Annotated in this window: 18 protein-coding genes; 4 read left to right on the forward strand and 14 right to left on the reverse strand. The window is 64.8% G+C overall.

Going from position 1 to position 23,808, the window contains the following annotated elements:
• Positions 1 to 22 precede the first annotated feature (22 nt).
• The 4 genes from C0617_RS12275 to C0617_RS12290 all read right to left on the reverse strand — a co-directional run bounded on the left by C0617_RS12275 (position 23) and on the right by C0617_RS12290 (position 3,523).
• Positions 23 to 1,699 carry a glutamine--tRNA ligase/YqeY domain fusion protein gene (locus tag C0617_RS12275; protein WP_291317321.1) on the reverse strand — a complete coding sequence of 559 codons (1,677 nt, stop codon included), beginning with the start codon at positions 1,697 to 1,699 and terminating at the stop codon, positions 23 to 25.
• A 63-nt stretch (positions 1,700 to 1,762) separates the two neighbouring features.
• Positions 1,763 to 2,263 carry a 2-C-methyl-D-erythritol 2,4-cyclodiphosphate synthase gene (gene ispF, locus C0617_RS12280; protein WP_291317322.1) on the reverse strand — a complete coding sequence of 167 codons (501 nt, stop codon included), beginning with the start codon at positions 2,261 to 2,263 and terminating at the stop codon, positions 1,763 to 1,765.
• A complete protein-coding gene (gene ispD, locus C0617_RS12285; protein WP_291317323.1) occupies positions 2,260 to 2,961 on the reverse strand; it encodes a 2-C-methyl-D-erythritol 4-phosphate cytidylyltransferase in 702 nt (233 codons plus the stop codon). The genes ispF and ispD overlap by 4 nt, the downstream gene beginning before the upstream one ends.
• A gap of 76 nt (positions 2,962 to 3,037) precedes the next feature.
• The gene (locus tag C0617_RS12290) at positions 3,038 to 3,523 is read right to left on the reverse strand and encodes a CarD family transcriptional regulator (protein WP_291317324.1); all 486 of its coding nucleotides are present in this window, start codon (positions 3,521 to 3,523) and stop codon (positions 3,038 to 3,040) included.
• A 185-nt stretch (positions 3,524 to 3,708) separates the two neighbouring features.
• Here C0617_RS12290 and C0617_RS12295 point away from each other — a divergent pair, with 185 nt between their 5' ends.
• Positions 3,709 to 4,617 (forward strand): putative 2-dehydropantoate 2-reductase, encoded by a 909-nt coding sequence (locus tag C0617_RS12295; protein WP_291317325.1) that lies wholly within the window; start codon positions 3,709 to 3,711, stop codon positions 4,615 to 4,617.
• A gap of 104 nt (positions 4,618 to 4,721) precedes the next feature.
• Here the strand turns inward: C0617_RS12295 and C0617_RS12300 are convergent, their stop codons facing one another.
• The 7 genes from C0617_RS12300 to nhaD form a co-directional block, all read right to left on the reverse strand.
• A complete protein-coding gene (locus C0617_RS12300) occupies positions 4,722 to 6,638 on the reverse strand; it encodes a penicillin-binding protein activator (RefSeq protein ID WP_291317326.1) in 1,917 nt (638 codons plus the stop codon).
• A 40-nt stretch (positions 6,639 to 6,678) separates the two neighbouring features.
• Positions 6,679 to 7,800, reverse strand: coding sequence for a molecular chaperone DnaJ (gene dnaJ / locus C0617_RS12305; protein WP_291317327.1), 1,122 nt, complete (start codon positions 7,798 to 7,800; stop codon positions 6,679 to 6,681).
• A gap of 173 nt (positions 7,801 to 7,973) precedes the next feature.
• Positions 7,974 to 9,890 (reverse strand): molecular chaperone DnaK, encoded by a 1,917-nt coding sequence (gene dnaK / locus C0617_RS12310; protein ID WP_291317328.1) that lies wholly within the window; start codon positions 9,888 to 9,890, stop codon positions 7,974 to 7,976.
• A gap of 60 nt (positions 9,891 to 9,950) precedes the next feature.
• Entirely contained in the window at positions 9,951 to 10,553 is a 603-nt protein-coding gene (gene grpE, locus C0617_RS12315) for a nucleotide exchange factor GrpE (protein WP_291317329.1), read from the reverse strand.
• Positions 10,554 to 10,570: 17 nt separating this feature from the next.
• On the reverse strand, positions 10,571 to 11,608 hold the full coding sequence (hrcA, locus tag C0617_RS12320; protein ID WP_291317330.1) for a heat-inducible transcriptional repressor HrcA: 1,038 nt from the start codon (positions 11,606 to 11,608) through the stop codon (positions 10,571 to 10,573).
• A 156-nt stretch (positions 11,609 to 11,764) separates the two neighbouring features.
• Positions 11,765 to 12,886 (reverse strand): radical SAM family heme chaperone HemW, encoded by a 1,122-nt coding sequence (gene hemW, locus C0617_RS12325; protein WP_291317331.1) that lies wholly within the window; start codon positions 12,884 to 12,886, stop codon positions 11,765 to 11,767.
• A 59-nt stretch (positions 12,887 to 12,945) separates the two neighbouring features.
• Entirely contained in the window at positions 12,946 to 14,319 is a 1,374-nt protein-coding gene (gene nhaD / locus C0617_RS12330) for a sodium:proton antiporter NhaD (RefSeq protein WP_363324381.1), read from the reverse strand.
• 368 nt (positions 14,320 to 14,687) lie between these two features.
• Between nhaD and C0617_RS12335 the strand changes: the two genes are divergently transcribed.
• Positions 14,688 to 15,479, forward strand: a complete 792-nt coding sequence (locus C0617_RS12335) for a carbon-nitrogen family hydrolase (RefSeq protein WP_291317333.1) — start codon at positions 14,688 to 14,690, stop codon at positions 15,477 to 15,479.
• Between the two features lie 137 nt (positions 15,480 to 15,616).
• Here C0617_RS12335 and C0617_RS12340 read toward each other — a convergent pair whose 3' ends face one another.
• On the reverse strand, positions 15,617 to 15,970 hold the full coding sequence (locus C0617_RS12340) for a hypothetical protein (RefSeq protein ID WP_291317334.1): 354 nt from the start codon (positions 15,968 to 15,970) through the stop codon (positions 15,617 to 15,619).
• A gap of 50 nt (positions 15,971 to 16,020) precedes the next feature.
• The gene (locus C0617_RS12345) at positions 16,021 to 16,980 is read right to left on the reverse strand and encodes a cation diffusion facilitator family transporter (RefSeq protein WP_291317335.1); all 960 of its coding nucleotides are present in this window, start codon (positions 16,978 to 16,980) and stop codon (positions 16,021 to 16,023) included.
• Between the two features lie 260 nt (positions 16,981 to 17,240).
• Between C0617_RS12345 and trxB the strand changes: the two genes are divergently transcribed.
• Positions 17,241 to 18,167: a thioredoxin-disulfide reductase gene (gene trxB / locus C0617_RS12350; protein WP_291317336.1), complete on the forward strand. Its 927-nt coding sequence runs from the start codon at positions 17,241 to 17,243 to the stop codon at positions 18,165 to 18,167.
• Here trxB and C0617_RS12355 read toward each other — a convergent pair.
• Positions 18,154 to 18,990 carry a response regulator gene (locus C0617_RS12355; RefSeq protein WP_291317337.1) on the reverse strand — a complete coding sequence of 279 codons (837 nt, stop codon included), beginning with the start codon at positions 18,988 to 18,990 and terminating at the stop codon, positions 18,154 to 18,156. The genes trxB and C0617_RS12355 overlap by 14 nt on opposite strands.
• A 195-nt stretch (positions 18,991 to 19,185) precedes the next feature.
• On the opposite strand from C0617_RS12355, the gene C0617_RS12360 reads away from it, so the two are divergent.
• Entirely contained in the window at positions 19,186 to 23,661 is a 4,476-nt protein-coding gene (locus C0617_RS12360; RefSeq protein ID WP_291317338.1) for a BadF/BadG/BcrA/BcrD ATPase family protein, read from the forward strand.
• Positions 23,662 to 23,808: the final 147 nt, after the last annotated feature.

Below are 23,808 nucleotides of genomic sequence, written 5' to 3' on the forward strand. Positions count from 1 at the left end.
GGAGGCCGACCCGTTCCGGCTGCTACTTGGCGATTTTGGCCCAGGTGTCGCGCAGGGTGACGGTGCGGTTGAAGACCGGGGTCGCCGAAGTCGATTCGCGGTCGGCACAGAAATAGCCGAGTCTTTCGAACTGGTACCGGTCTCCCGGAGCGGCTTTCGCCAGGCTCGGCTCGAAGTGGCAGGAATCGAGAATCTGCAGGGAGTCGGGGTTCAGGTCCTCCCGATAGTCACCCCCCTGGCGGCCTGCGCCGGGGTTCGTTCCCAGAAAGAGCCGGTCGTAGAGGCGCACCTGGGCGTTGAGGGCGTGCCGGGCCGAAACCCAGTGGATGGTCCCCTTGACCTTGCGCCCGTCCGGGGCGTTGCCCCCGCGGGTGGCGGGGTCGTAGGTGCAGCGCAGTTCCACGACGTTGCCCACCTCGTCCTTGACCACCTCCTCGCAGCGGACGAAGTAAGCGAAGCGCAGGCGCACCTCGCGCCCGGGGGCGAGACGGAAGAACTTTTTCGGGGGATCCTCCAGAAAATCGTCCCGCTCAATATAGATGGTCCTGGAGAAGGGAACGGTGCGGGTTCCCATCTCCGGCTTCTGGGGATGGTTGGGAGCCTCGAACTCCTCGACCTGGTCCTCGGGATAGTTCTCGATGACCACCTTGAGGGGGTTCAGCACCGCCATGGCCCGGGGGGCATGCTCGTTGAGGTCCTCGCGGACGCAGTCCTCCAGGGTTCCGACGTCGATCCAGCTGTCGCTCTTGCCGACCCCGATGCGCTCGCAGAAGTTGCGGATGGCCGCCGGGGGGAAGCCGCGCCTGCGCATCCCCACCAGGGTCGGCATGCGCGGATCGTCCCAGCCGCCGACCCGCCCCTCGCTGACCAGCTCGAGCAGCTTGCGCTTGCTCATGACGGTGTAGGAGAGATTGAGGCGGGCGAACTCGATCTGCTGGGGGCGGTGAACCCCGAGCTGCTCCAGGAACCAGTCGTAGAGGGGCCGGTGGTCTTCGAACTCCAGGGTGCAGACGGAGTGGGTGATCCCCTCGATGGAGTCGGACTGACCGTGGGCGAAATCGTACATGGGATAGATGCACCACCTGTCCCCGGTGCGGTGGTGGGAGGCGTGCAGGATGCGGTACATGACCGGGTCGCGCAGGTTGAAGTTGGGCGAGGCCATGTCGATTTTGGCCCGCAGCACATGGGCGCCGTCGGGGAAATCCCCGGTCCGCATGCGCTCCAGGAGGTCGAGATTCTCCTCCACCGTCCTCTCCCGGTAGGGGCTGTTGCGGCCCGGCTCGGTCAGGGTCCCGCGGTACTCGCGAATCTGCTCGGCGGAAAGGCTGTCGACGTACGCCTTGCCCTTGCGAACGAGTTCGACCGCCCATTCGTAGAGCTGCTCGAAATAATCCGAGGCGTAGTAGAGGTGCTCCCCCCAGTCGAAGCCGAGCCAGCGCAGGTCCTCCTTGATCGCCCGGACGTACTCGTCCTCCTCCTTGACCGGATTGGTATCGTCGAAGCGCAGGTGGCAGCGGCCGCCGAAAGCGGCGGCCAGGCCGAAATTCAGACAGATCGACTTGGCATGGCCGATATGCAGGTAGCCGTTCGGCTCCGGGGGAAAGCGGGTAACCACCTCCTGGCGCTTGCCGCTCTTCAAGTCGTCTTCGATGATGTTGCGGATAAAGTTGGTGGCCGACGATGTGTCGTTGGTGCTCATATGGCGCATACCTCTTTTGGTCGGTTCACGGCTGGAGCGGGACCGGCCCCTGCGGGGCGGGCCTCAGACCTCCAGTTCCTCCTCGATGTCAATTGTCCTCAGCAGAATAACGGCATGGGCCGAAATCCCCTCGCCCCGCCCTTCGAAGCCCAGCTCCTCGGTGGTGGTGGCCTTGATGTTGACCCGGGCGGGATCGGCGCCCCACACCTCCGCCACCTTCTCGACCATGGCCCGGACATGGGGGGCCAGCTTGGGCCGCTGGGCAATGACCGTCACGTCCAGGTTGCTCAGAGTGTACCCCCTCGCCCTGGCCAGGGCCACAACTTCCTTGAGCAGCTTGAGGCTGGAGATGCCCCGGTAGGCCGGATCGGTGTCCGGAAAGTGCTTGCCGATATACCCTTCCCCGAGGGCCCCCAGCCCGGCATCGCAGACGGCGTGAAGCAGCACGTCCGCGTCCGAGTGCCCCAGCAGGCCAAGCCCGTAAGGGATATCCACCCCGCCAAGGATCAGTTTGCGTTCCGGAGACAGACGATGTACGTCATAGCCGTGACCGATGCGGATCATGGTTCTTCCCCTTTCGAAAAAGCACGCAGGGCCCGGACCAAGGCCAGGTCCTCCGGGGTGGTGATCTTGATGTTGCGATAACTGCCTTCGACCATCACCACCGGGTGACCGAGGCGCTCCACCAGAGCGGCGTCGTCGGTCACCCGAAAACCCGCCTCCAGAGCCTTGCGGTGAGCCTTGAGAATCAGGTCAAAACGAAAGGCCTGGGGCGTCTGAGCCTGCCAGAGCCGCTCCCGGTCGGGAGTGCCCCGCACCCTTCCCTCCACGACCTCCTTGATGGTGTCCTTTACCGGAACCCCCACTACGCAGGCCCCGCAGCGCCGGGCGGCCTCCACCACGACGGGGATGAGTTCCGGCGGGAAAAGGGGGCGCACCCCGTCGTGTACGAGAACCGTGTCCTGGGGGCCGGCCCCGCAGGCGAGCAAGCCGTTGCGAACCGAATCCTGGCGCTCGCCCCCCCCCGGGACCACCGCGCGCACCTTGCCAAAGCGATAGCGCTCCACCACCTCGGCGCGGCAGTAATCGATCTCTGCGGGGGGGGATATCACAAAAAGATGGTCAACCTGGGGGTGACTGTCGAACAAAGCCAGGGTATGGGCCAGAATGGGGCGGCCATCAAGAGCCAGGTACTGCTTGTTGACGGTGGCGCCCATGCGGCGTCCCATACCAGCTGCGGGAACCAGGACGGTAACGCTCATGGGCCTCCGGAGGGGGATGGCAAAAGAAAAGACCAGGCGCCGCCGCGCCCGGCCCGGAAAAGAAAGGTAAGCGGGATCAGTTGATGAGAATGTCTTCGACGCGCTGAATGACCGCCTCTTCTTCTGCGCCCTCGGCAAAAGCGATCTCCTTGACCAGGAGCTTGCGAGCCAGCTCCAGCACCTTCTTCTCGCCGTAGGAGAGTTCCTTATCCTCTTTGATGTGGTACAATTCGCGGAGAACCTGGGCCACCTCCATCAGGTCGCCCGACTTGATCTTATCGTTGTACTCCCGCTGGCGGCGGCTCCAAGAGGCGACCTTGCGACCGTTTTCCTGCTCCTCCTCAAGAACGTCGTACACCAAAGCGACCCCGTCTTTGTCGATAAGAGTGCGCATTCCCACCTGTCTGGCGTTACCCACCGGAACCATGATCGTCATGTCGCCATCGACGATGCGCAAGACATAGAAGTCGTGCTTTTCGCCGGCGAACTCCTTCGATTCGATCGCCTCGATCACCCCGACCCCTTGGGTTGGATAAACCGCCATGTCACCAATCTTATACATGGATTTCTCCTCCCTTTCGCATCCTTAAAATTTAACACAAAAATCCATGCCCGTCAATGCTCAACGTCCGGCGAAACAAGGACTTAGAGAGCCCGGCCCTTTTTCGCCTGGCCGCGGCGACCCCCCTGTGCTACGATTTTCTTCCCTGGCCGCCGCACCTGCTCTCACGCGAGGAAGACAAAACCATGCGAATAGCCATCATCGGCGCCGGAGCCCTCGGACTCTACTACGGAGCCATGCTCCAACGCGCCGGAAACGAAGTCCAATTCCTGCTGCGGCGGGACTTCGAGGCCGTCTGCTCCCGAGGCCTGACCGTGACCTCCCCGAAGGGCGACTTCCACCTGGCCCGGGTCCTCGGTTTTCGGAACCCCGACGAGATGGGTCCGGCGGACCTGGTCCTGGTGGGGCTCAAAACCATCGACAACGAGCGCCTTGCAGAACTGGTCCGGCCCCTGATGCAGAAAAATACGGCTGTGCTCACCCTGCAGAACGGTCTCGGCAACGAGGAACTGCTGGCCGAAGCCTTCGGCCCCGAGAGGGTCCTCGGCGGAGTGGCCTTTCTCTGCTCCAACCGCGGCGCTCCGGGGACGGTCCATCACCTGGGCGAGGGAGCCGTCCGCCTCGGCGAGTTCTCCGGAAAGTTCAGCGCCAGGGCCGAGGGCCTTGCGGCGACATTCAGCGCCGCAGGGATTCCCTGCCAGTCGGTGCCGGACCTGGTCAAAGCCCGATGGGAAAAACTGGTGTGGAACATCCCCTTCAACGGCCTCTGCGCCCTGACCGGAAAGACGACCAGTGACCTGCTGGCCAGCCCGGCGGTTCGCGAACAGGCCCTCGCCCTGATGGGGGAGGTGGTGGAGGCCGCCAATGCCCAGGGGCTCAGCAATCCGATCGACGGGAACGCCTTCTGCGCCCGCATGATGGGGTTGACCGAGGGGATGGACCGCTATCGGCCGAGCATGATGATCGACCGCCAGGAGGGGCGCCCCCTGGAACTGGAGGCCATCTTCGGCACGCCCCTGCGACGGGCAGCGGAAAAGGGCGTAGAGATGACCCGGGTGCGGTTGCTGGAAGCCCTTTTGAAACTAGGGGAATAGCCCCCAAACCTCCGGGGACCAACCAAAAAGCCCTGCCGGCAAAGAGCGGCAGGGCTTTTTGGTTTAATCTTCGGCCGACCGCCGCAAAGCCGCCGCGCCCCCCTCTAATTAATCTGAACGATGTTGCCGTTTTGCACCTGGAGCAGGAACAGGACCTTGTCCGCATCCCCGCTCGGCCCGAAGCTGGTCGCCCCGGTCACGCCGGGGTAGTTGCGCAGGGCGGAGAGTGCGGCCCGCACGTCCTCACGGGAGATGACCTCAGGACGGTCGAGAAGGGAGAGTAGGATTCCCGCCGCATCGAACCCCTGGGCCTCGAGAATGGAAGGCTCCTCGCCGTATTTTTGGAAATAAAGATCCACAAACTCCCGGACGAATGGATAAGGACTAAAGCGGAAAAAGCCGTCGACAAAGATGGATCCCTCGACGTAGGATCCGGCGATGCGGGTCAGTTCGGGGGAATTCCAGCCGTTGATCCCCAGCAGAAGCAGATCCTCGATGCCGTAGAACGCCAACTGAGGAGCGATAAGGCCAACCCGGTCGGCGTAGTCCGGAATGAAGAGGGCCTCAAAAGGGGCCGAAGGGGTGTCAGGCAGGAAGAGCCCCTCCAGCATCTCCGCCTCGCTGGCTGGCTCTGCCTCCTCGTCGGGGGCATCAGGATCGAGCCCCATGAGGAGCTTGATCTGGCGGCGAAAATCGGTAGCCTGCGCCGGATAGCCCTCCAGGGCAACCACCTGCCCCCCCCGCTCCAGAACCGCCTCGGTGAAGAGGTCGGTAATCTCCAACCCCAGCTTGTTTTCCGGATACAGAATGCCGAAGGTGGTCGTCCCGCCCTCATCCATGGCATGGCGCACCAGGGTCTGGACCTGAAGGCGGCTGGTAAGGGAGTTGCGGAAAACCACATCACCCGCCTCGGCCAGCCCTTCCCTCTGGGAGAGGGCGAGCAGGGGAAGGTCCTCGAGTTGGGCGCGGACGGCGGCCTCCGCAGCAGCGCCCCCGGTGAGGGGGCCGATGGCGGCCATGACCCGCTCGCCGTTGGCCAGTTCGTCCAGGGCCTCGACGCCGCGCAGGGCATCGCCGCCGGTGTCGCGGAAAATGAAGCGCGGCGGAGGCTGATCCCCATGATGGGTCTCCAGAGCCAGGTCCATGCCGCGCCGCACCAGCTCCCCAAAGGCCCGGTAACGCCCCGACAGGGGCAGCAGCACGCCGACCGCGCGCTGCAGAAAGGCCTCCCCGGTAAGCTCTTCCCAGAGCTGGACCGCTTCGGAGCGGTACGGGAAAGGAACCCCTTGCAGGAGAGGGCGCACCAGCTCCCGGGCCCGCACTGCATCCCCACGAAGCGCCGCCAGCCTCGCGAGCTGCAAATTGGCATCCGCACCAAGGGCCGTCCCCTGGAACATGAAGGCCGCCTCGGCGACCTCTCCGGCCCCGGCACGATCCTGGAGCAGGAGGTGAGCCTGTTCCAGAAGCTTTGACTGCTGCCCGGGATCGGCCCCGGAGAGCTTCTGGTGGATGAAAAGAAGGGCCCGCAGCGGCTCGCCCAGAAGGGCTCTTCCTTCGGTCAGGGCGGAAAGGCGCCGGGCTTCGTCCTCTCCCGTGAACTCCGCCCCGGCGAGGCCCTCGAGAATGGCGACCCCGGCCTCGGCCTTGCCGGTGACGACAAGGGCCGCTCCTTCCAGCAACCGGACCTCGGGGACCATCCCCTCGGGGGGAATCCGTCCCAGATAAAGGAGAGCCTCGTCGGGCTGGCCCCCGTCGAGGAAGATGCGGGAGATGAGCAGATAAGCGGGAGGCAGGAGGGGGGAGTCAAAATAGCGCACCACGAAGCCGCGCAGCTGGGAGAGGGCCTCTTCGGCCCTGCCGGCCCGGTAGAGTTCCTCGGCCTGGCGCAGCTCGGCCTTCTGGAGCACCAGCGCCTGCTGCTCGGTGAAAGTGAGCTGGATGGCACTTGCCGGCGGCACCAGGCATAGCCCTGCGCTCACCAGCAGACATGCGCCGATGATCGTGCCGATCGCCTTCATCATAACCGCACCGCTCCCCCGGGGCACCCGGCCCCGTTCCGGATTAACCGAAAAGTTCCTTGACCTTGTCGAAAAAACTTTTTCCCATGGGGTGAACATCCTCCCCGCTCTCCCGGGCGAACTCCTCCAGCAGGTCCTTCTGCCGAGAGGTCAGATGGGTGGGAGTCTCCACCCGGATGACCACCAGCTGGTCGCCCCGTCCGTAACCCTGCAAAACCGGTATCCCCTTGCCGGAGAGATTCAGCACCTTGCCGGACTGGGTCCCGGCGGGCACCTTGATCTTCACTTTGCCGTCGAGAGTGGGGACCTCCAGGTCGGCTCCGAGGGCCGCCTGGGAGAAGGAGACGGGAATCTCGCAGATCACGTCCTGCCCCTCGCGCTGAAAGATGGGATGCTCCTTCACAGTGATCACCACGTAGAGGTCTCCCGGAGGCCCCCCCTGGGCGCCGACCTCCCCCTCGCCGCTGAGCTTGAGTCTGCTGCCGGTCTCCACCCCGGCGGGGATCTTGAGAGACATGGACCGCTTGCCCCGGACCCGGCCGGCCCCCCGGCATTCGGGACAGGGGTTGTCGATGATCTTCCCCTCCCCCGAGCATTCCGGACAGGGCCGGGTCAGGGAGAAGAAACCCTGCTGATAGCGGACCTGCCAGGCCCCCTGGCAGGTGGGACAGGTCTTGGGGCTGGTCCCCTCTTTCGCCCCTGAGCCCCCGCACGGCTCGCAGGCGTGGTGGCGGGGGATCTGGATCTTGGTCTCCAGGCCGAAAGCGGCCTCCTCGAAGGAGATGCTGAGGTTGTAGCGCAGGTCGTCCCCGCGCCGCCCCCGCCCGCGCCGGCCGCCCCCGCCCCCTCCTCCGAAGATATCCCCGAAGATGTCGCCGAAGATGTCCTCGAAGGGGCTGCCGCCGAAGCCGAAACCCTCGGAGCTGAAACCGCCCTGACCGCCCAGGCCGGCATGGCCGAACTTATCGAAGGTGGCCCGCTTCTGGCCGTCGGAAAGGACGGCGTAGGCCTCCGAAAGCTCCTTGAAGCGTTCTTCGGCCTCCTTGTCCCCCGGATTCTTGTCGGGGTGGCACTTCAGGGCCAGGCGCCGGTAGGCCTTCTTGATTTCAGTCTCGCTGGCGTTCCGGTTGACGCCGAGCACCTCGTAATAATCGCGTTTGGACAACGTGGTCTTTCCTTATCGGGGAAACAGCAATTCTAAGCCGAAATGGCACTCAGGGGCCCATCCGCCATCGGTTCTGCGCGCGGGCTTCCGGGACCCCTTCGAATCGAACAGCGACAGGAGCCGGGGATACCCCGGCTCCTGCTGTCAATGATGAGGATTGGAAAAGGGGGATATTAATACTTCTTGCTTTCGTCCACCTCTTCGAACTCGGCCTCCACGACGTCTTCCTCGGCCGGGGCGGCCTCGCCTTCGGCAGCCTCGCCCTCCCCTGCGGCGCCGGCCGCCTGGGCCTGGGCGTACATGGCCTCGGCCAGTTTGTGGGAGGCCTGGGCCAGCTCCTCGGTCTTCTTCTTGATCTCCTCGGCGTCGTCCCCCTCCATGGCCTTCTTCAGCTCGGCGAGGGCCGCCTCGATCTTCTCCTTGGTCTCGGCGTCGATCTTGTCGGCATGCTCGGAAACGGACTTCTCGGTGGTGTAGACGAGGCCGTCGGCCTGGTTGCGAGCCTCGATCAGTTCCCGCTTCTGCTGATCCTCGGAGGCGTGGGACTCGGCGTCCTTCACCATCTTTTCGATCTCCTCGTCGGAGAGACCGCTGGAGGCGGTGATGCGGATCGACTGCTCCTTGCCGGTGCCGAGATCTTTGGCGGCGACATGGAGGATGCCGTTGGCGTCGATGTCGAAGGTCACCTCGACCTGAGGCACGCCGCGGGGCGCCGGGGGTATCCCCACCAGCTCGAAGCGGCCGATGGTCTTATTGTCGCCGGCCATCTCCCGCTCCCCCTGCAGCACGTGGACCGAAACGGCGGGCTGGTTGTCTGCGGCGGTGGAGAATGTCTGGCTCTTTTTGGCCGGGATGGTCGTGTTCTTGTCGATCAGCTTGGTCATCACCCCGCCGAGGGTCTCGATGCCCAAGGAGAGGGGGGTGACGTCGAGAAGCAGGACGTCCTTGACTTCGCCCTTGAGGACGCCGCCCTGGATGGCGGCGCCGATGGCAACCACCTCGTCGGGGTTGACCCCCTTGCTGGGGGCCTTGCCGAAGATCTCCTGGACCTTGGCCTGCACCGCAGGCATGCGGGTCATGCCGCCGACCAGGATCACCTCGTCGATCTCCGAAGCCGACAGGCCGGCGTCCTTGAGGGCGGTCCTGCACGGACCGGCAAGCTTGCCCAGGAGTTCGCCGCAGATGCTCTCGAGCTTGGCACTGCTGAGCTTGATGTTCATGTGCTTGGGGCCGCTCTGGTCGGCGGTGATGAAGGGCAGGTTGATGTCCGTCTCCATGCTCGAGGAGAGTTCGCACTTGGCCTTCTCGGACGCCTCCTTGAGGCGCTGCAGGGCCATCTTGTCGCCCCGCAGATCGATCCCCTGCTCCTTCTTGAACTCGTCGGCCACGTAGTCGATGATGCGCTGGTCGAAATCCTCGCCGCCGAGAAAGGTGTCGCCGTTGGTCGACTTGACTTCGAACACCCCGTCGCCGAGTTCCAGGACGGAGACGTCGAAGGTGCCTCCGCCGAGGTCGAATACGGCGATCTTCTCCTCCTCTTTCTTCTCCAGGCCGTAAGCGAGGGAAGCGGCGGTCGGCTCGTTGATGATCCGCAGCACGTTGAGGCCGGAGATCTTCCCGGCGTCCTTCGTGGCCTGGCGCTGGGAGTCGTTGAAGTAGGCCGGGACCGTGACGACGGCGTCGGTGACCTCCTCGCCCAGGTAGTCCTCTGCGGTCTGCTTCATCTTCTGCAGGACCATGGCGGAGATCTCCGGCGGGCTGTAGCCCTTGCCGCGGGCCTCGACCCATGCATCGCCGTTATCGGCCTTGATGATTTTGAAGGGGCTGATCTTGATATCCTTCCGGACCGCCTCGGAATCGTACTTGCGGCCGATAAGGCGCTTGATGGCGAACAGGGTGTTCTCCGGGTTGGTGACGGCTTGACGCTTGGCGTGCTGGCCGGTCAGGCGCTCGCCGCTCTCGGTGAAGGCCACCATGGACGGGGTAGTGCGCGATCCTTCGGCATTGGCGATGACGACGGGCTCGCCCCCCTCCATGACCGCCACGCACGAGTTGGTGGTGCCGAGATCGATACCGATGACTTTACCCATGATTTATATCCTCCTTTGTTCTCTTGGTTGTAAAAATTGTGACTGCCGGCCCACGTCTTTTCATTCGGCGTCGGGGCCCTTTTCCGGTGCGGGCGCCTTGGCCACCATGACCAGGGCCGGCCGCAGCAGCCGGTCGTTCAACATGCATCCCTTTTGCAGTTCCTGTACAACGGTATTGGGGGGATGCTCACTGCTCTCGAGCTGGCCCATGGCCTCATGACGCGAAGGGTCGAAGGCCTCCCCCACGGCGCTGAAGGGGGTCACGCCGAACTTCTCCAGGGCCTTTTGGAACTGGCTGAGAGTCATCTCCACCCCCTCCAGGAGCCCCTCGCCGCCCCCCTCGCTCTGGCGGGCGTGGTCCACGGCCCGCTCCAGGTTGTCGAGCACCGGCAGGACCTCCCGGAGCATGTTCTCATTGGCGAAACGAACCAGTTCCTCCTTGTCCCGCTGGGTCCGCTTGCGGTAATTCTCGAGGTCGGCCCGGGCCCGCAGGTAGAGGTCCTTGTTCTTCTCGGCCTCCTCCCGGCTGGCGGCGAGCTCCTCTTCCAAGCCCGGCTCGCCCGCAGCGTCCTGTTCCTCGGACTCAGCGGCCTCCCGGGCCGCCGTCTGCTCTTCGACCGTAACCGGCTTTTCTTCCTCTTGCTGTTTCTTCTTCTTGGCCAACGTCTTTTTTCTCCCGTTTATGTGTCCAGTTCCAGAACCTGGCTAACCAGCCTGGCGGTATAGTCGACAATAGGAATAACCAGCGAGTAGGACATGCGGCTCGGCCCGATGACCCCAAGGGTGCCGATCGCCCCCCCGCAGTTGGAATAGGTCGAGGTGATGAGGCTGAAACCCTCCAGTTCGCTGTATTCGGACTGGCTTCCGATAAAGATCTGCACACCCTGGGCCCGCTGGCTTTTGTCGAGCAGTTCCACCAGCTGGCTCTTCTGCTCGAAGGCCCGAAACAAGCGCTTCATCCGCCCCATGTCGGCGATTTCGGGCTGCTCCAGGATATTGGAGGCGCCCTCGATGAAGACCTGGCCGCCCATCTCGTCGCTCAGGGCCTCCTGGGAGAGCTTCAGGGCGCGCTGCAGAAGCTTGTCGTAGAGGGCCTTCTCCTTGGCCATCTCGGCGATCAGGCGCAGCTTCGCGTCCTGGATGGTCAACCCCGAAAGGGTGCGGTTCAAATAGTTTGTGATCTGCTCGAGTTCGCGGGGGGTGACCTCCTCCTCGACCTCGATGATTTTGTTCTGCACCAGCCCCGACTGGGTGACAAAGACGACCAGGACCTTGCCCCTGGAGAGGCTGATGAACTCAATATGGCGAAAGACCGTGGTGTTGAGCCGGGGGGCCATGACGATCCCCGCGTAGTGAGAGATTTGGGAGAGAACCTTGCCGGCCCCGCGCAGCCGCTCCTCCATGCGGAGCCCGTCGAGACGGTACTTCCTCTCGATGCGCAAACGCTCCTGCTCGCTCAACTCCCGCACCTGAAGCAGGGTATCCACGTAGAAGCGGTAGCCCTTTTCCGTGGGAATCCGGCCCGCAGAGGTGTGGGGGGAGACGATGTAGCCCATCTCCTCCAGGTCGGCCATGACGTTGCGGACGGTGGCCGGGGAGAGCCCGATGCGGTGGCGCCGACTGACCGTGCGGGAACCGATCGGCTCCGCCGAGTCGATATAATCCTCTATGATCGCCTCGAGGATCTTGCGACTGCGATCGTTGAGCTTTTCGCTCATCTGCGTCACCGCCCCCCCAGAAAAAACTCAAGCCGGAAAAACCCGGCCCTTCAATTTCGTTTAGCACTCCAGGGGTTAGAGTGCCAGCCGAAGACAAAATAACAACGCCCTACCCCTTTGTCAAGGCTTAGGGGGCGGGAAAAATCACCGCCGTCCCTAGAGAAAAGCGCTTATCAGGTGGTCGTAGAGAAGCCACCCCTGAAGGTCCATCCGCCAGTGCCCCCCCTCCAGCCGCAGCCGCCCCCCGAGATGCTCGGCCGCCGCCGGGAAGGCCTCGGCCACCCCGAGTCCGAAACGGGCCCGGAAGGAGGCCTCCGCGACCCCCGACGCGGTGCGCAGACCCAGGTAGAGGGTCTCGGCCATCGCCCCCCGGCGGTCGAAGCGCTCCAGGGTTTGAGCCGGGTCCTCGCCCCGCTTTAGGGCCGCGGCATACGCGCCAAGATCAGGAGGAACGGCCCGGCGCTCGCCCCATCCCCGCCCCGCAAAGGAATGGGCCCCGGCTCCCAGGCCGAAGTAGGGCAGCCGCTGCCAGTAGCGAAGGTTGTGGCGGCACTCCCGGCCCGGCAGGGCATAGTTGGAGATTTCGTAGTGCCCGTACCCGGACCCGGCGAGCCGTTCGTGCAAAGCGCAGAAAAGCTCGGCGTAACGCTCCTCGTCGGGCAGGTCCAACCCTCCGGCACGGTGCTGATGGTGAAAGGGGGTCCCTTCCTCCATAGACAGGCCGTAGCAGGAGAGGTGCTCCGGCGCCCAGGCCAGTACCTCCTCCAGGTCCCGAAGCAGATCTGCGGCGCTCTGGCCGGGCAGGGCGAACATCAGATCGCAGGAGAGGTTGTCGAATCCGGCGGAGCGGGCCAAGGAGACGGCCCGGCGGGCCTCCCCCGGGCTGTGGATGCGTCCGAGCCGCTGCAGGTGCCTTCCGGAGAGGGACTGAACCCCCAGGGAGAGGCGGTTCACCCCCGCGGCCCGGTAGCCCGCCAGCGACTGCAAGGAGAGGGTTCCGGGGTTGGCCTCCAGGGAGACCTCCGCCCCGGCCTCCAGGCCGAAGCGCCTGTCGGCGGCCGCCAGGATCCGGCCGACATCCGCCGGGGCCAACAGGGACGGCGTGCCGCCGCCGAAAAAGACGCTGTCGAAGGGACCCCAGCCCTCCTCGTACTGAAGTTGCCCGATCAGCAGGTCGGGATAGCCGGCGAGGGCCTCGTCGCTCTCCTGGACCGAGTAAAAGTCGCAGTAGGGGCACTTGCGCCGGCAGAAGGGGATGTGAAGGTAGAGTCCGGACATGAAAAAAGCGGGGGGATGACTCCCCCCGCCTCCTCTTTTGATCGAGCCGGGCCGGCCGACTAGTGAAAGTACTTGGCGTTGAGGAACAGGTGCACCGCGATGCTCGCCGCATAGCCGAGGGCGATAGCCCAGGTCCACTTGAGGTGGTTTCCGAAGGTGTAGATGCCCCGGGCGGTCCCCATCAGGGCCACGCCGGCGGCCGAACCGACCGACAGCATGGAGCCGCCGCACCCGGCGGTCAGGGTCACCAGCAACCACTGGCCGTGGCTCATGTGGGGGTCCATGGTCAGCACCGCGAACATCACCGGGATGTTGTCGACGATCGCCGAGAGGATCCCGACCAGGACGTTGGCGGTCGTCGGGCCGAGATCGAGGTACATGAAGTTGGACGCCATCGCTAGGTAGCCGAACTGGCCGAGGCCGCCGACGCAGAGGATGACCCCGTAGAAGAAGAGGAGGGTGTCCCACTCGGCGCGGGCGATCTTGCGGAAGAGGTCGAAGCCGGAGGCCTGCCCATGGCCGCCGTGAGGAGCAGGGTCGCAATGCTCGTCGGGGTTGTGACCGGTCACGTCGAGGGGCTGGTCGCCGCTCAGGAGCCGGTTTTCCCGTTTTTTCAGGAAATAGGAGAAGAAGCCGAGGTAGCCGAGGCCAAGCATCATGCCGGTCGCCGGAGGCAGGTGGAGGAAGTTGTGGAAAGAGACGGCGGTGACGATGGTGCACAGGAAGAGGCCGATGATCCGCTTGGCGCCGAGCTTCATCTGGATCGCCTCGGCCAGGGCCGCGGGGCGCTCCTTGGCCACCGCGAAGCTCATGATCACCGCGGGCACCAGCCAGTTGACGAGGGAGGGGAGGAAGATGGCGAAGAACTCGACGAACTCCACCTTCCCCTTCTGCCAGACCATCAGGGTGGTGATGTCGCCGAAGGGGGAGAAGGCGCCCCCGGCGTTGGCCGCGACGACCACGTTGATGCAGGCGACGATCACGAAGCGCCTGTTGCTGCCCCCGACGGCCATCACCACGGCGCCCATGAGCAGGGCGGTGGTCAGGTTGTCAGCCAGGGGGGAGATGAGGAAGGAGAGCACGCCGGTGATCCAGAAGACGACCCGCAGGGTGAATCCCCTGGAGACGAGCCAGGAGCGCAGGGCCTGAAAGACGTTGCGTTCTTCCATGGCATTGATGTAGGTCATCGCCGCCAGCAGGAAGAGGAAGAGCTCGGCGTACTCGATGAGGTTGTGCTTGATCGCGTCGTGGGGAGTGTGGGTGTCTCCAATGGCCGCGTAGGCGAGGGCCACAAGGACCCAGATGATCCCGGCGGCGAGGATCACCGGCTTGCTTTTGCGCAAGTGAAGCTGCTCTTCGAAAATGACCAGAGAGTAGGCGGCGACAAAGAGGACCAGCCCGAGATAGCCATAGGCCGAAGAGGCGAGACTCATGTTGATTTCCGCCCCGCCGCTGGCCGCCGCCGGCACAGCCGTTACCAACAGGCCAAAGAGACCCAATATACATCTTTTCACAAATCCGCCCTTTCCCGGTGCCCGGCGAAAAAATCGCCGGAACAAAATAGTAATGAGGGCCCGACGCCCCTCTGCCCCTCGGACATCAGGCCCCGTACCCCAGACGTGTTCCGTTCGAATAAAACAGTTTATTTACTAGCACTCTGCCCCGGCGGTGTCAAGGGAAAGCGCCGGTTGCAAGGGGCTTGCCCCGGAGAGCGGGCTAATCTATAATGCCCCCTTGATCAGGGGCCGAACAATCCTCTCTATTTTTTATAACACTATTTTATTATACTTGGGAGACAGGAATGAACCGGAAGCTTTGCGCCTCGGCCGTGCAGTTCAACATCACCCTCGGCGACGTAGACGCCAACCTCGCAAAGGCCCTGTCCAGAATCCGCAGGGTCCATGGGGAGGGCGCCCTTCTTGCCGTGCTGCCGGAGATGTGGAGCTGCGGCTACGCCTACAAACACCTTTCGACTTTGGCCGAACAAACCCCGCGAGTGATCGCCGCACTGCAGGAGATTACCGCCGAACTCGGAATGGTCATCGTCGGCAGCCTTCCCGAAAAGGCAGGGGACACGCTCCACAACACCGCCTATGTCATCGACCAGGGGACGGTGGCCGGAAGCTACCGCAAACTCCACCTCTTCTCGACCATGGGAGAGGATCGTTTTCTCACCGGTGGCGACCGGACTCTGGTCGTGCCGACCTCCGTCGGCCGCCTCGGGGTCGCTATCTGCTACGACCTGCGCTTTCCCGAACTCTTCCGCAAAATGGCTCTCGAGGGTGCAGAAATCCTCTGCCTCCCCGCCGAGTGGCCCAAGCCCCGCCAGGAGCACTGGCGTACCCTGCTTCGCGCCCGAGCCATCGAAAACCAGGTCTTCGTCGCCGCGGCCAACTGCTGCGGCGTCCAGGGCAAGCTTGACTTCTTCGGCATGAGCCTTCTCATCTCGCCCCGGGGGGAGGTGCTCGCCGAGGCCGGGGAGACCGACGCCGAACTGAGCGCCCAGTTCGATTTCGAGGAGATGGCCAACTACCGCTTTCAGATACCCTGCTTTAAAGACCGCCGTCCCGAGATCTACGGTTCCCTGCCCTGAGACACCGGAGGCCGTCCCTCCCTTTTTCAGACAACCGACAGAGATCTTCCGGACCGGTTTTTCTTAGGCTTCCTCGAGAAAAGCCGAAAAGGGTTTTCCTGCGAAGCTCGGAGAAGGCCCCGGAAAGCTTTCGACTCTCAGCGGACCAGCACCTGCGCCTCACCGCGATATTCGGGAGGAACGTCCTTCAGGTCGTCGACAAACCGCAGAGCCCCTTCCCGATCCAGGTAGAAATAGCGGGGCGTTCCCTCTCCCGAGGTTGCCGCGGGGGAGTCGCCGACCTGCCCCGCGTTCCCCTCGATGACCCCCTCCACAGTCTCTCCACCGCGGCAACCCAGGCCGATCAGGCGGATGCGAAAATCCCGATAAAACCTCTGCGCCTCATTGAGAACGGGCGGACTCAGGGGAACCCGGGTCAAAAGCTGATCCGCCCCCAGCAACAGGGCGAAGAACAGCACCGTCCAAAGAACAAACCGGAGCAGGCTTTTCATGGTCTATCTTCTTTCCCGAAGCCGGCCCCCCCAAAGAAGGAGGAGGCTGCTCAATGATGGTGGTCATGCCCGCGGTGACCGTGGGAACAAAGGCTCGAACGCCGGGGGCGGTGCTCGAGCTGCTGGATCAGCGGCTCGGTCATGCAGCGGGAACACTCGGCCTGCAGGGTGGTGTGGGTGATGTGGTAATCATGCTCCAGCATCTCCTCGATCACGCCGGTGACCTCCCCCTGCCGCAACCGGTAACCGGGCTCAAGATCGATATGCGCCGAAAGAGCTGAAATGTGGGAGCAAATCGACCAGACGTGCAGATGGTGAACGTCGCTGACCCCCTCGACCGCGCGCATCCTCTCCACCACCTCGGAGACCTCCACCCCGGGCGGCACTCCCTCAAGCAGAATGTGGGCGGCCTCCCGGACAACCCGGACCCCTCCCCACACGATGATCAGGGCGATGCCTGCTGAAATCAGGGCATCGATCACGAACCAGCCGGTGAAAAGCATGATCAGGCCGCCGATGATGACCCCCACCGAGGCGATGGCATCCCCCAAGACATGGAGAAAGGCACTTCGCACGTTGAGGTCGTCGTGGGCATGGCCGTGAAGCCGGCCGGCGGCCACCAGGTTCATCACCAGGCCGATCGTGGCGATGACGAACATTTCCTTGCTCTTGACCGCCTCCGGGCTCTGGAATCGACCCCAGGCCTCGTGAAGGATGCCGAAAGCGATGAGTATCAGGGTGCCGCCGTTGATCAGGGAAGCAAAGATCTCGGCCCGGTGCCAGCCGTAGGTGCGGCGGTCTGTGGCGGGCAGGGTGGCCAGACGGATCGCCACGAGAGAGAGGACCAGCGCGAACAGGTCCATGAAGACGTGAGCGGCGTCGGAGAGCAGAGCCAGGGAATTGGTCCAGAATCCGCCAACCAGTTCGGTCACGAGGGTGACCGCGGTCAGGACGATGGCGAAGGCGAAACCACGGCTGATACTGCTGTCCAGATGTCGCGCCTCACCCATCTTCCACGCTCCTTCCCGGCCCTCCGCTGTCGCATTTTAGTCCCAGGAGTGACCGAAAGCAAGGGCCTTGTCCGGTGCGTGTCCCCTCGACTGCCCGGTTCACTTTTTGCGGACCCTGTGGTATGGTTCTGCGAAATATAATTCCCACTTAATGTTACCCGATAAAAGGGGGGGCGGGGGCAGACCCCACCCACCTGCCCGCAGCGGGAAGCGCGCAGTCGCTGATAGGACTGTAGGAAAATTCCACTCTGGAGATGTGCATGAACCAGGAAGTCTACGACGTTGTCATCATCGGAGGGGGCCCCGCGGGGCTCACCGCCGGCCTTTATACCTCGCGCGCCAAGCTCAGGTCCCTGCTCGTAGAGCGGATGATCATGGGTGGGCAAGTCATGACGACCACCAAGGTGGAGAACTATCCGGGCTTTCCGGGAGGGATCGACGGACCCGACCTGATGACCCGCTTTCAGGAACACTGCCAGGAATTCGGCCTAGAAGTTGAAACGGGCGAGGTGCAGAACCTCCTGGAGCGGGGCAAGGAAAAGATCGTGGTGATCGACGGCCGCGAGGTGCGGACCCGGGCCGTCATCATCACCACCGGAGCCGAACCGCGCAAGCTCGGGGTTCCCGGCGAAGAGAAATTCACCGGGCGAGGGGTCTCCTACTGCGCCACCTGCGACGGCGCCTTTTTCCGCGAGGTGCCTGTGGCTATCGTCGGGGGGGGGGATACGGCGGTCGAGGAGGCCCTTTTCCTGACCCGCTTCGCGAGCAAGGTCTACCTGATCCACCGACGGGGCGAACTGCGCGCCACCAAGATCCTCCAGGATCGGCTCTTTGCCAACGAAAAGATCGAAGTGCTCTGGAATTCGTCCGTCGAACGGGTCGAGGGCGACACCTCCGGCATGACGGCGGCGGTAGTGCGGGACACGGTCAGCGAAGAGAGGCGCTCCCTGGAACTGCACGGTCTGTTCGTCGCCATCGGCGTCACCCCCAAGGCCCAGTTCCTCGCCGACATCCTTCAGCTCGACCCGGACGGCCACATCCTCACCGACGCCGAGTGCCGCACCTCCATGCCGGGAGTCTTCGCCGCCGGGGACGTCCGCAAGAAGATCCTCAAGCAGATCGCCACGGCGGTTGGCGATGGCGCCGTCGCCGCCATCATGGCCGAAAAATACCTCATGGAGGAGTAGGCCGCCCCCGCTCCTCCCCTTCCTTCCCCACCAGGTCCCAGACCGCCTCCACCGGCCTTCTGCCCGGACCGTTCAGGGTCAGGACCTGCTCCTGCTGTTCCTCGAGCAGGTCCCCCGCCAGCAGTTCCAGGATGCAGGCCCGGAGGGCCGCCTCCTGGTTCGGTTCAAGCGCCTGGAATTCCACCGCCATGCCGGGGTCGACGCGACAGATGTCGCTGAAGATGCCCACATGGTAGAGGACCCTCCCCTTCACGGAAAGCCTCTGGCCTTTTTTCAGGGACAGGGTCAGGTCCACCTCGGTGCCGACCGGCAGGGGATTCATGGTGCGCAGATAGACGCCTCCCTCGGAAAGGGTCAGTGCGAAATAGTCCCTGGTTTGCTCGCCATGGCGCAGTTCGACCTTTTTCTGGAAGGAGCAGCGCAGATTCCTTCTGACCTTGGTCCGTTCGTGGTCGAGACAGCGCTGTACGACCCGGTTGAGATCGAGAAGACTGAGGGGCTTGGTCATGAAATCGAAGCCGCCCCGCTTGCGGCACTCCTCGAAGGTCAACTGCTTCGAATAGGCGGTGATAATGACCACCGGCAAATCGGCGAAGCGCTCCTGGCAGCGGATCGCATCGAGGGTCTCCAGGCCGCCCATGACCGGCATGTTGATGTCGAGCAGCACCAGGTCGGGGACCACCATGTCGAGAAACTCGAGAGCGGCCTTGCCGTTCTCGGCGGGAATCACCGTGAACCCCATGCGACGCAGCAGAATCGATATATACATTACAAAAGTCTCATGATCGTCAGCAACGAGGACAATCCTGTTGTCATCTTTCATTGCAACTCTCCTGGGAAAAAGGTGGTTAAAAACATGTAACTTTTGCAGTATAACAGTCCTTGAATATTTTTCCTGGGCGTGCCGGAAAAAATAGTCCTCTGGAAGATCGCCTCTTTCTAAATCACCGGTATTATTGTTTCTTTTTTGTGATAAACTGCGAAATTATTTACTGCCACAACGCGGGGGACACGGCTCATGGAGGGAGCGGACAAACCGGAAGCGGTCATCGGACTCGATGCAGGATCGACGGGGGTGAAGGTCGCCGTGATCGATGCCGTTACCCGGGAGCGGCTCGAGGTCCTTCCCTACCGGCGCCACCATAACCGCTACGCCGAGGTGGCCCGGGAGCTGCTGCGCTACCTGCTGGAGCGATACCGGGTCCGGACCGTAGCGGTGACCGGGAGCACCGGCCAAGCCCTGCACCGCGCGTGGCACTCCACGGTCCGGGTCCCGGAGGTCGAGGCCCACGCCGCCGGCGCCCGGGCGTTGAACCCGGAGGTCGGCGCGGTGCTCGACGGCGGCGGCGCTGAAATCAAGTTTTTCAGGATCGACGCCGAGAGACGCACGACCGACTTCGCCATGAACCCCGAGTGCGCCGCCGGGGCCGGCAGCTTCCTCGACGTGCAGGCCAAGCGCCTGCTGCTGGAGACCGACGACCCCTCGGACCCGTCCCGGCACTTCCCGACCCTCGGCCTGGAGGCCATCCGCTCCGGCCGCACCGTCCCCATCTCCGGGCGCTGCTCGGTGTTAGCCAAGTCGGACATGATCCACCAGCAGCAAAAGGCGGTGCCGATGGAAGCCATCGTCGGCGGCCTCCACGAAGCGATGGCGGGCAACATCCAGGCGACGGTCATCCAGAGCCGCCTGAAGGATTTCACAGGAACCCTCTCCTTCCAGGGAGGCCTGGCCCTCAACCCCACCATGCGCCAGAGCCTGGCCAGCCAGCTGGACCTCCCCGCCGAGCGTATTTTCTGCCACGACCTCGCCTACGCCGCCGGGGCCATCGGCGCGGCCCTGCTCGCCGAGGCGGACCCCTTCGACCCCGCCGACCTCGATCACCGTCCCGGGGGAGAGAGCAGGCCCCCGGTCTGGCCCCGGCTGGCCGACGACTACGCGGCGACCGAAGGACCGGGCACCCCACGACTCGCTCCCCTCCCCCCCGACGGCCCCCGGGTGCGGGCCTACCTGTGCATCGACATCGGCTCGGTGAGCACCAAGGTGGCGCTGATCGCCGAAGAGAGCGAAGAGGTGCTCGCCAAGGACTACGGCCCCACCGCGGGCAGGCCTATCGAGGCCCTGAAAAGGTGCCTGGGGGCGCTGACCGAGGCGCTGGCCGCTCGGCTCGGAGCCTCGGGGAGCCTCGCCGAGCGGGCCGCTGCCGTCGAGGAGCGGGTCGAGATCGTCGGCGTCGGCTCCACCGGATCGGGCCGCTTCGTCGCCGGCCACTTCCTGCAGGCCGACAGCGTCCGCAACGAGATCACCGCCCAGGCCGTCGGCGCGGTACGCCTCTTTCGGGGAACCGGGGAATCGGTGGGAACCATCTTCGAGATCGGCGGCCAGGACTCAAAGTACATCCGCCTCGACTCCCGGGGGGGGGTGCGCGACTACGTCATGAACAAGGTCTGCGCCGCCGGCTGCGGCTCCTTCCTCGAGGAGCAGTGCGAAAAGCTCGCCATCGACCTGCAGGGGGAATTCGCCGCCCAGGCCCTCGCGGCCCCCCACCCCGCCGACCTGGGCGACCGCTGCACGGTCTTCATCGACTCGGTGATGGACAACCTGGGAGGCGCCGGCGAACGCCGGGAGAACCTGGTGGCGGGACTCGCCTACTCGGTGGCCAACAACTACCTCAACCGGGTCGTCGAGGGACGTCCCCTGGAGGGGAACATCTTCTTCCAGGGGGGGACCGCATTCAACCGGGCGGTGGTTCTCGCCTTCCAGAAGATCCTCGGCCGGCCGGTGCGGGTGACCCCCCACCACGAGGTCACCGGGGCGGTGGGCGCCGCCTGCCTGGCCAAGGACGAGCTGACCCGTCTGCGAACTGCCGACCCGGCCTGCCGGACCCCCTTCGGCGGGCTGCTCGACGCCGTCGCCAAACCCTACCGCTTCGCCGAGCGCACCTGCACCGCCTGCCCCAACAGCTGCGAGCTTCAGGTGGTGGAGGTCACCGAGAGCGTTCCCGGGACCGGCGGCGAACCGGTGCAGAGGCTCCGCCAGATCTTTTACGGGGACCGCTGCGACGAGCTGAATCTCGGCCGCGACCGGGCCCCCAAGGGCGACACCCTCCTCGAACTCCGCAACCGCCTCCTCTTCGACCGCCCTCTCGCCCCCCGAAAGCCCAACGGTCTCCGGGTCGGAATCCCCCGGGCCATGTCGAGCTGGGGCGAGTACTTCCCCCTCTGGGCCACCCTCTTCACCGAACTCGGCTTCGAGGTCGTCCTCTCCGGCCCGACCACCAAGGCGACCGTCGGCCGGGGCGCCGCGACCGCCCTTTCCGACTACTGCTCGCCGGTCCGCGCCGCCCACGGAGCGGTGCACGAACTCCTTGAATCCGGCACCCGCCCCGATATCCTCTTCATCCCCCACCTCGTCTCCTACCCCCGGCGCAACCCCGAGGCCATTCCCTACGCCTGCCTCTGGACCCAGAGCCTGCCGATCGCCGCCGGCCAGGCCTTCGACCTGGAGTCCCTCGGGGTCAGACTCCTCGCCCCGGTGTGCGACTTCCGCCGCCCTGACGGCGGCCTCGAAGCCCTCGCCGGAGAGCTCACCGCAAGCCTCGGCCTGCCCCGCTCCCGGGTGCTCAAGGCCCTGAAAAATGGCCTCGAAGAAGTGACCATGAACCGGGTCCGGAGCGTGGAACTGGGCCGGAAGGCCCTCGCCGAAGCCAGCCCGGAGCGCCCCGCCTTCCTCGTCATCGGCCGCCCCTACAACAGCTGCGATCCCGGCCTCTGCCTCGACCTCTTCGCCAAGCTCGAGCGCCTCGGCCCGCGGGCGGTACCGATGGACCTGCTCCCCCTCGAAGAGCTGCCCCTCGCTCCGGGGACGGCCGACATGTACTGGAAGAACGGCGAGCGGATCCTCTCGGCCTTTCGCTACGCCGCCGAGCACCCGGGGCTGATCCCGGTCTGGATCACCAACTTCGGCTGCGGCCCCGACTCCTTCATCCGCAAGGAAGTCCGATATCTCATGGGGGAACGCCCCTACCTGGAACTGGAACTCGACGAGCACAGCGCCGACGCCGGCCTCGTCACGCGCATCGAGGCCTTCTTCGACGCCTGGCGCAATCACCGGCAGACGATCCCCTCCCCGCGGGCCTGCCCGCCACCGGCCGCTCCGAGGGTCGAGGTCTCGGGCCGCCAACTGCGCCGGGGCAAGGTGCTCGCCTTCTGCCACATGGGCGACACGGTTTTCGCCCTGGCGGCGATCTTCCGCGCCCGGGGCCTGGATGCGGTCGTCCTGCCGCGCACCACCGCCCGGAGCCTGGCCCTCGGCAAGCGCCACAGCTCGGGGCAGGAGTGCGTCCCCTACCAGGCCACCCTCGGCGACAAGCTCCTGTTCCTGACCGAGCAGCAGAAGCGCTGCCAGCTCCGGCCCGGCGAAGAGTTCGTCCTGGAGGGCGAGAGGCGGCCGGAGGACGTCGTCTTCTTCGACCCCTTCGCAACCGGGCCCTGCCGCTTCGGGCAGTACAACGCCGGATACCGGAAGGTCTTCGCCGAGCTCGGCCTGCCCGCCGGCATGCTCTGCTCGGGGGTGAAAAACCACTACGCCGACATCTTCCGCGACCGCCGGGACGCGGTCCTCGGCATCCTTCTCGCATACGAGGGGATCTGCGCCATCGACACCCTGCAGAAAGCCCTGCGCACGGTGCGCCCCCTGGCCCGGGAGCCGGAGACGGCCAACGCTCTCTACCGCGAGGCCATGGACGAGCTCCTCTCCCTGCTGGAGCGCCCCGGGGGCGGCTGGGGCTTCCTGCGCGCCCAGCAGAAGGCGGTAGAGACGCTCATGGACCGGTGCGCCCGGCGTTTCGCGGCCCTGGAACGGGACCCGGTCCGAGAGAGGGAGATCGCCAACGTCGGCATGTTCGGGGAGATCTACGTGCGCAGCGAGCCCTTCATCAACGAGTTCCTGATCGAACGCCTGGAGGAGCACGGCATCCGCACCTACCTGGCGCCGATCAACGAGTGGCTGCGCTACCTCAACCACGACGCCCTCTGGAGGTGGCGGACCGGGGGAGGCCAGCAGCGCGGGCTCGGCCGCCTTCTCGACCCCCGCCACCTCGCCGACCGGGTCCGCCACCGCTGGCTGCCCCGGCGCCTGGCCAGGCTGGAGTCCCCCTTCCAAGCCCTCCCCGGCTGGCTGCCCGACCCGCCGGTTTCTGCGACGGTCGAGGCCGCCCGCCCCAAAGTGACCGAGCACATCAAGGGGGAACTCATCCTCTCCTGGGGCCTGGCCCGGGAGGTCCAGCACAGCCCCGCCCTGCACGGCATGGTCCACATCGGGCCCTTCGGCTGCATGCCGGGCAAGGTCGCCTCCACCCTGCTGCACGACCCCGAAATTACCAAGCCGGTCCTCGACGCCAACTTCGACGGCTCATTCACCGCTTCCCGCTCGCTGCGCATCGAGACCTTCGCCAGCCAGGTGAAGGCCTACGCCCGCCGCACCCGGACCCCCTGAACGCCCCGCCGGATCAAATTTTTTCGACATTCCCGATTCTTTCAAGGCACACCGACGCATGGGCCCGGTGCCCCGAAACCGATGGGGCTTGCCTTCGGGGGTGAAAGTCTGGTAAAGATTGGGCTGGTTTAATTTTATCAGGAGGGA

This window comes from Desulfuromonas sp. (assembly GCF_002868845.1).
Classification (GTDB): domain Bacteria; phylum Desulfobacterota; class Desulfuromonadia; order Desulfuromonadales; family BM501; genus BM501.

What these genes read in the sequence shown, in the direction of transcription:
- C0617_RS12290 (WP_291317324.1), bottom strand. Translation starts at nt 3,523, where the DNA reads ATGTATAAGATTGGTGACATGGCGGTTTATCCAACCCAAGGGGTCGGG.
- ispF (WP_291317322.1), bottom strand. Translation starts at nt 2,263, where the DNA reads ATGATCCGCATCGGTCACGGCTATGACGTACATCGTCTGTCTCCGGAA.
- hemW (WP_291317331.1), bottom strand. Translation starts at nt 12,886, where the DNA reads ATGTCCGGACTCTACCTTCACATCCCCTTCTGCCGGCGCAAGTGCCCC.
- C0617_RS12360 (WP_291317338.1), top strand. Translation starts at nt 19,186, where the DNA reads ATGGAGGGAGCGGACAAACCGGAAGCGGTCATCGGACTCGATGCAGGA.
- C0617_RS12295 (WP_291317325.1), top strand. Translation starts at nt 3,709, where the DNA reads ATGCGAATAGCCATCATCGGCGCCGGAGCCCTCGGACTCTACTACGGA.
- dnaK (WP_291317328.1), bottom strand. Translation starts at nt 9,890, where the DNA reads ATGGGTAAAGTCATCGGTATCGATCTCGGCACCACCAACTCGTGCGTG.
- nhaD (WP_363324381.1), bottom strand. Translation starts at nt 14,319, where the DNA reads ATGAGTCTCGCCTCTTCGGCCTATGGCTATCTCGGGCTGGTCCTCTTT.
- ispD (WP_291317323.1), bottom strand. Translation starts at nt 2,961, where the DNA reads ATGAGCGTTACCGTCCTGGTTCCCGCAGCTGGTATGGGACGCCGCATG.
- C0617_RS12275 (WP_291317321.1), bottom strand. Translation starts at nt 1,699, where the DNA reads ATGAGCACCAACGACACATCGTCGGCCACCAACTTTATCCGCAACATC.
- C0617_RS12345 (WP_291317335.1), bottom strand. Translation starts at nt 16,980, where the DNA reads ATGGGTGAGGCGCGACATCTGGACAGCAGTATCAGCCGTGGTTTCGCC.
- C0617_RS12340 (WP_291317334.1), bottom strand. Translation starts at nt 15,970, where the DNA reads ATGAAAAGCCTGCTCCGGTTTGTTCTTTGGACGGTGCTGTTCTTCGCC.
- C0617_RS12335 (WP_291317333.1), top strand. Translation starts at nt 14,688, where the DNA reads ATGAACCGGAAGCTTTGCGCCTCGGCCGTGCAGTTCAACATCACCCTC.
- trxB (WP_291317336.1), top strand. Translation starts at nt 17,241, where the DNA reads ATGAACCAGGAAGTCTACGACGTTGTCATCATCGGAGGGGGCCCCGCG.
- C0617_RS12300 (WP_291317326.1), bottom strand. Translation starts at nt 6,638, where the DNA reads ATGATGAAGGCGATCGGCACGATCATCGGCGCATGTCTGCTGGTGAGC.
- C0617_RS12355 (WP_291317337.1), bottom strand. Translation starts at nt 18,990, where the DNA reads ATGAAAGATGACAACAGGATTGTCCTCGTTGCTGACGATCATGAGACT.
- hrcA (WP_291317330.1), bottom strand. Translation starts at nt 11,608, where the DNA reads ATGAGCGAAAAGCTCAACGATCGCAGTCGCAAGATCCTCGAGGCGATC.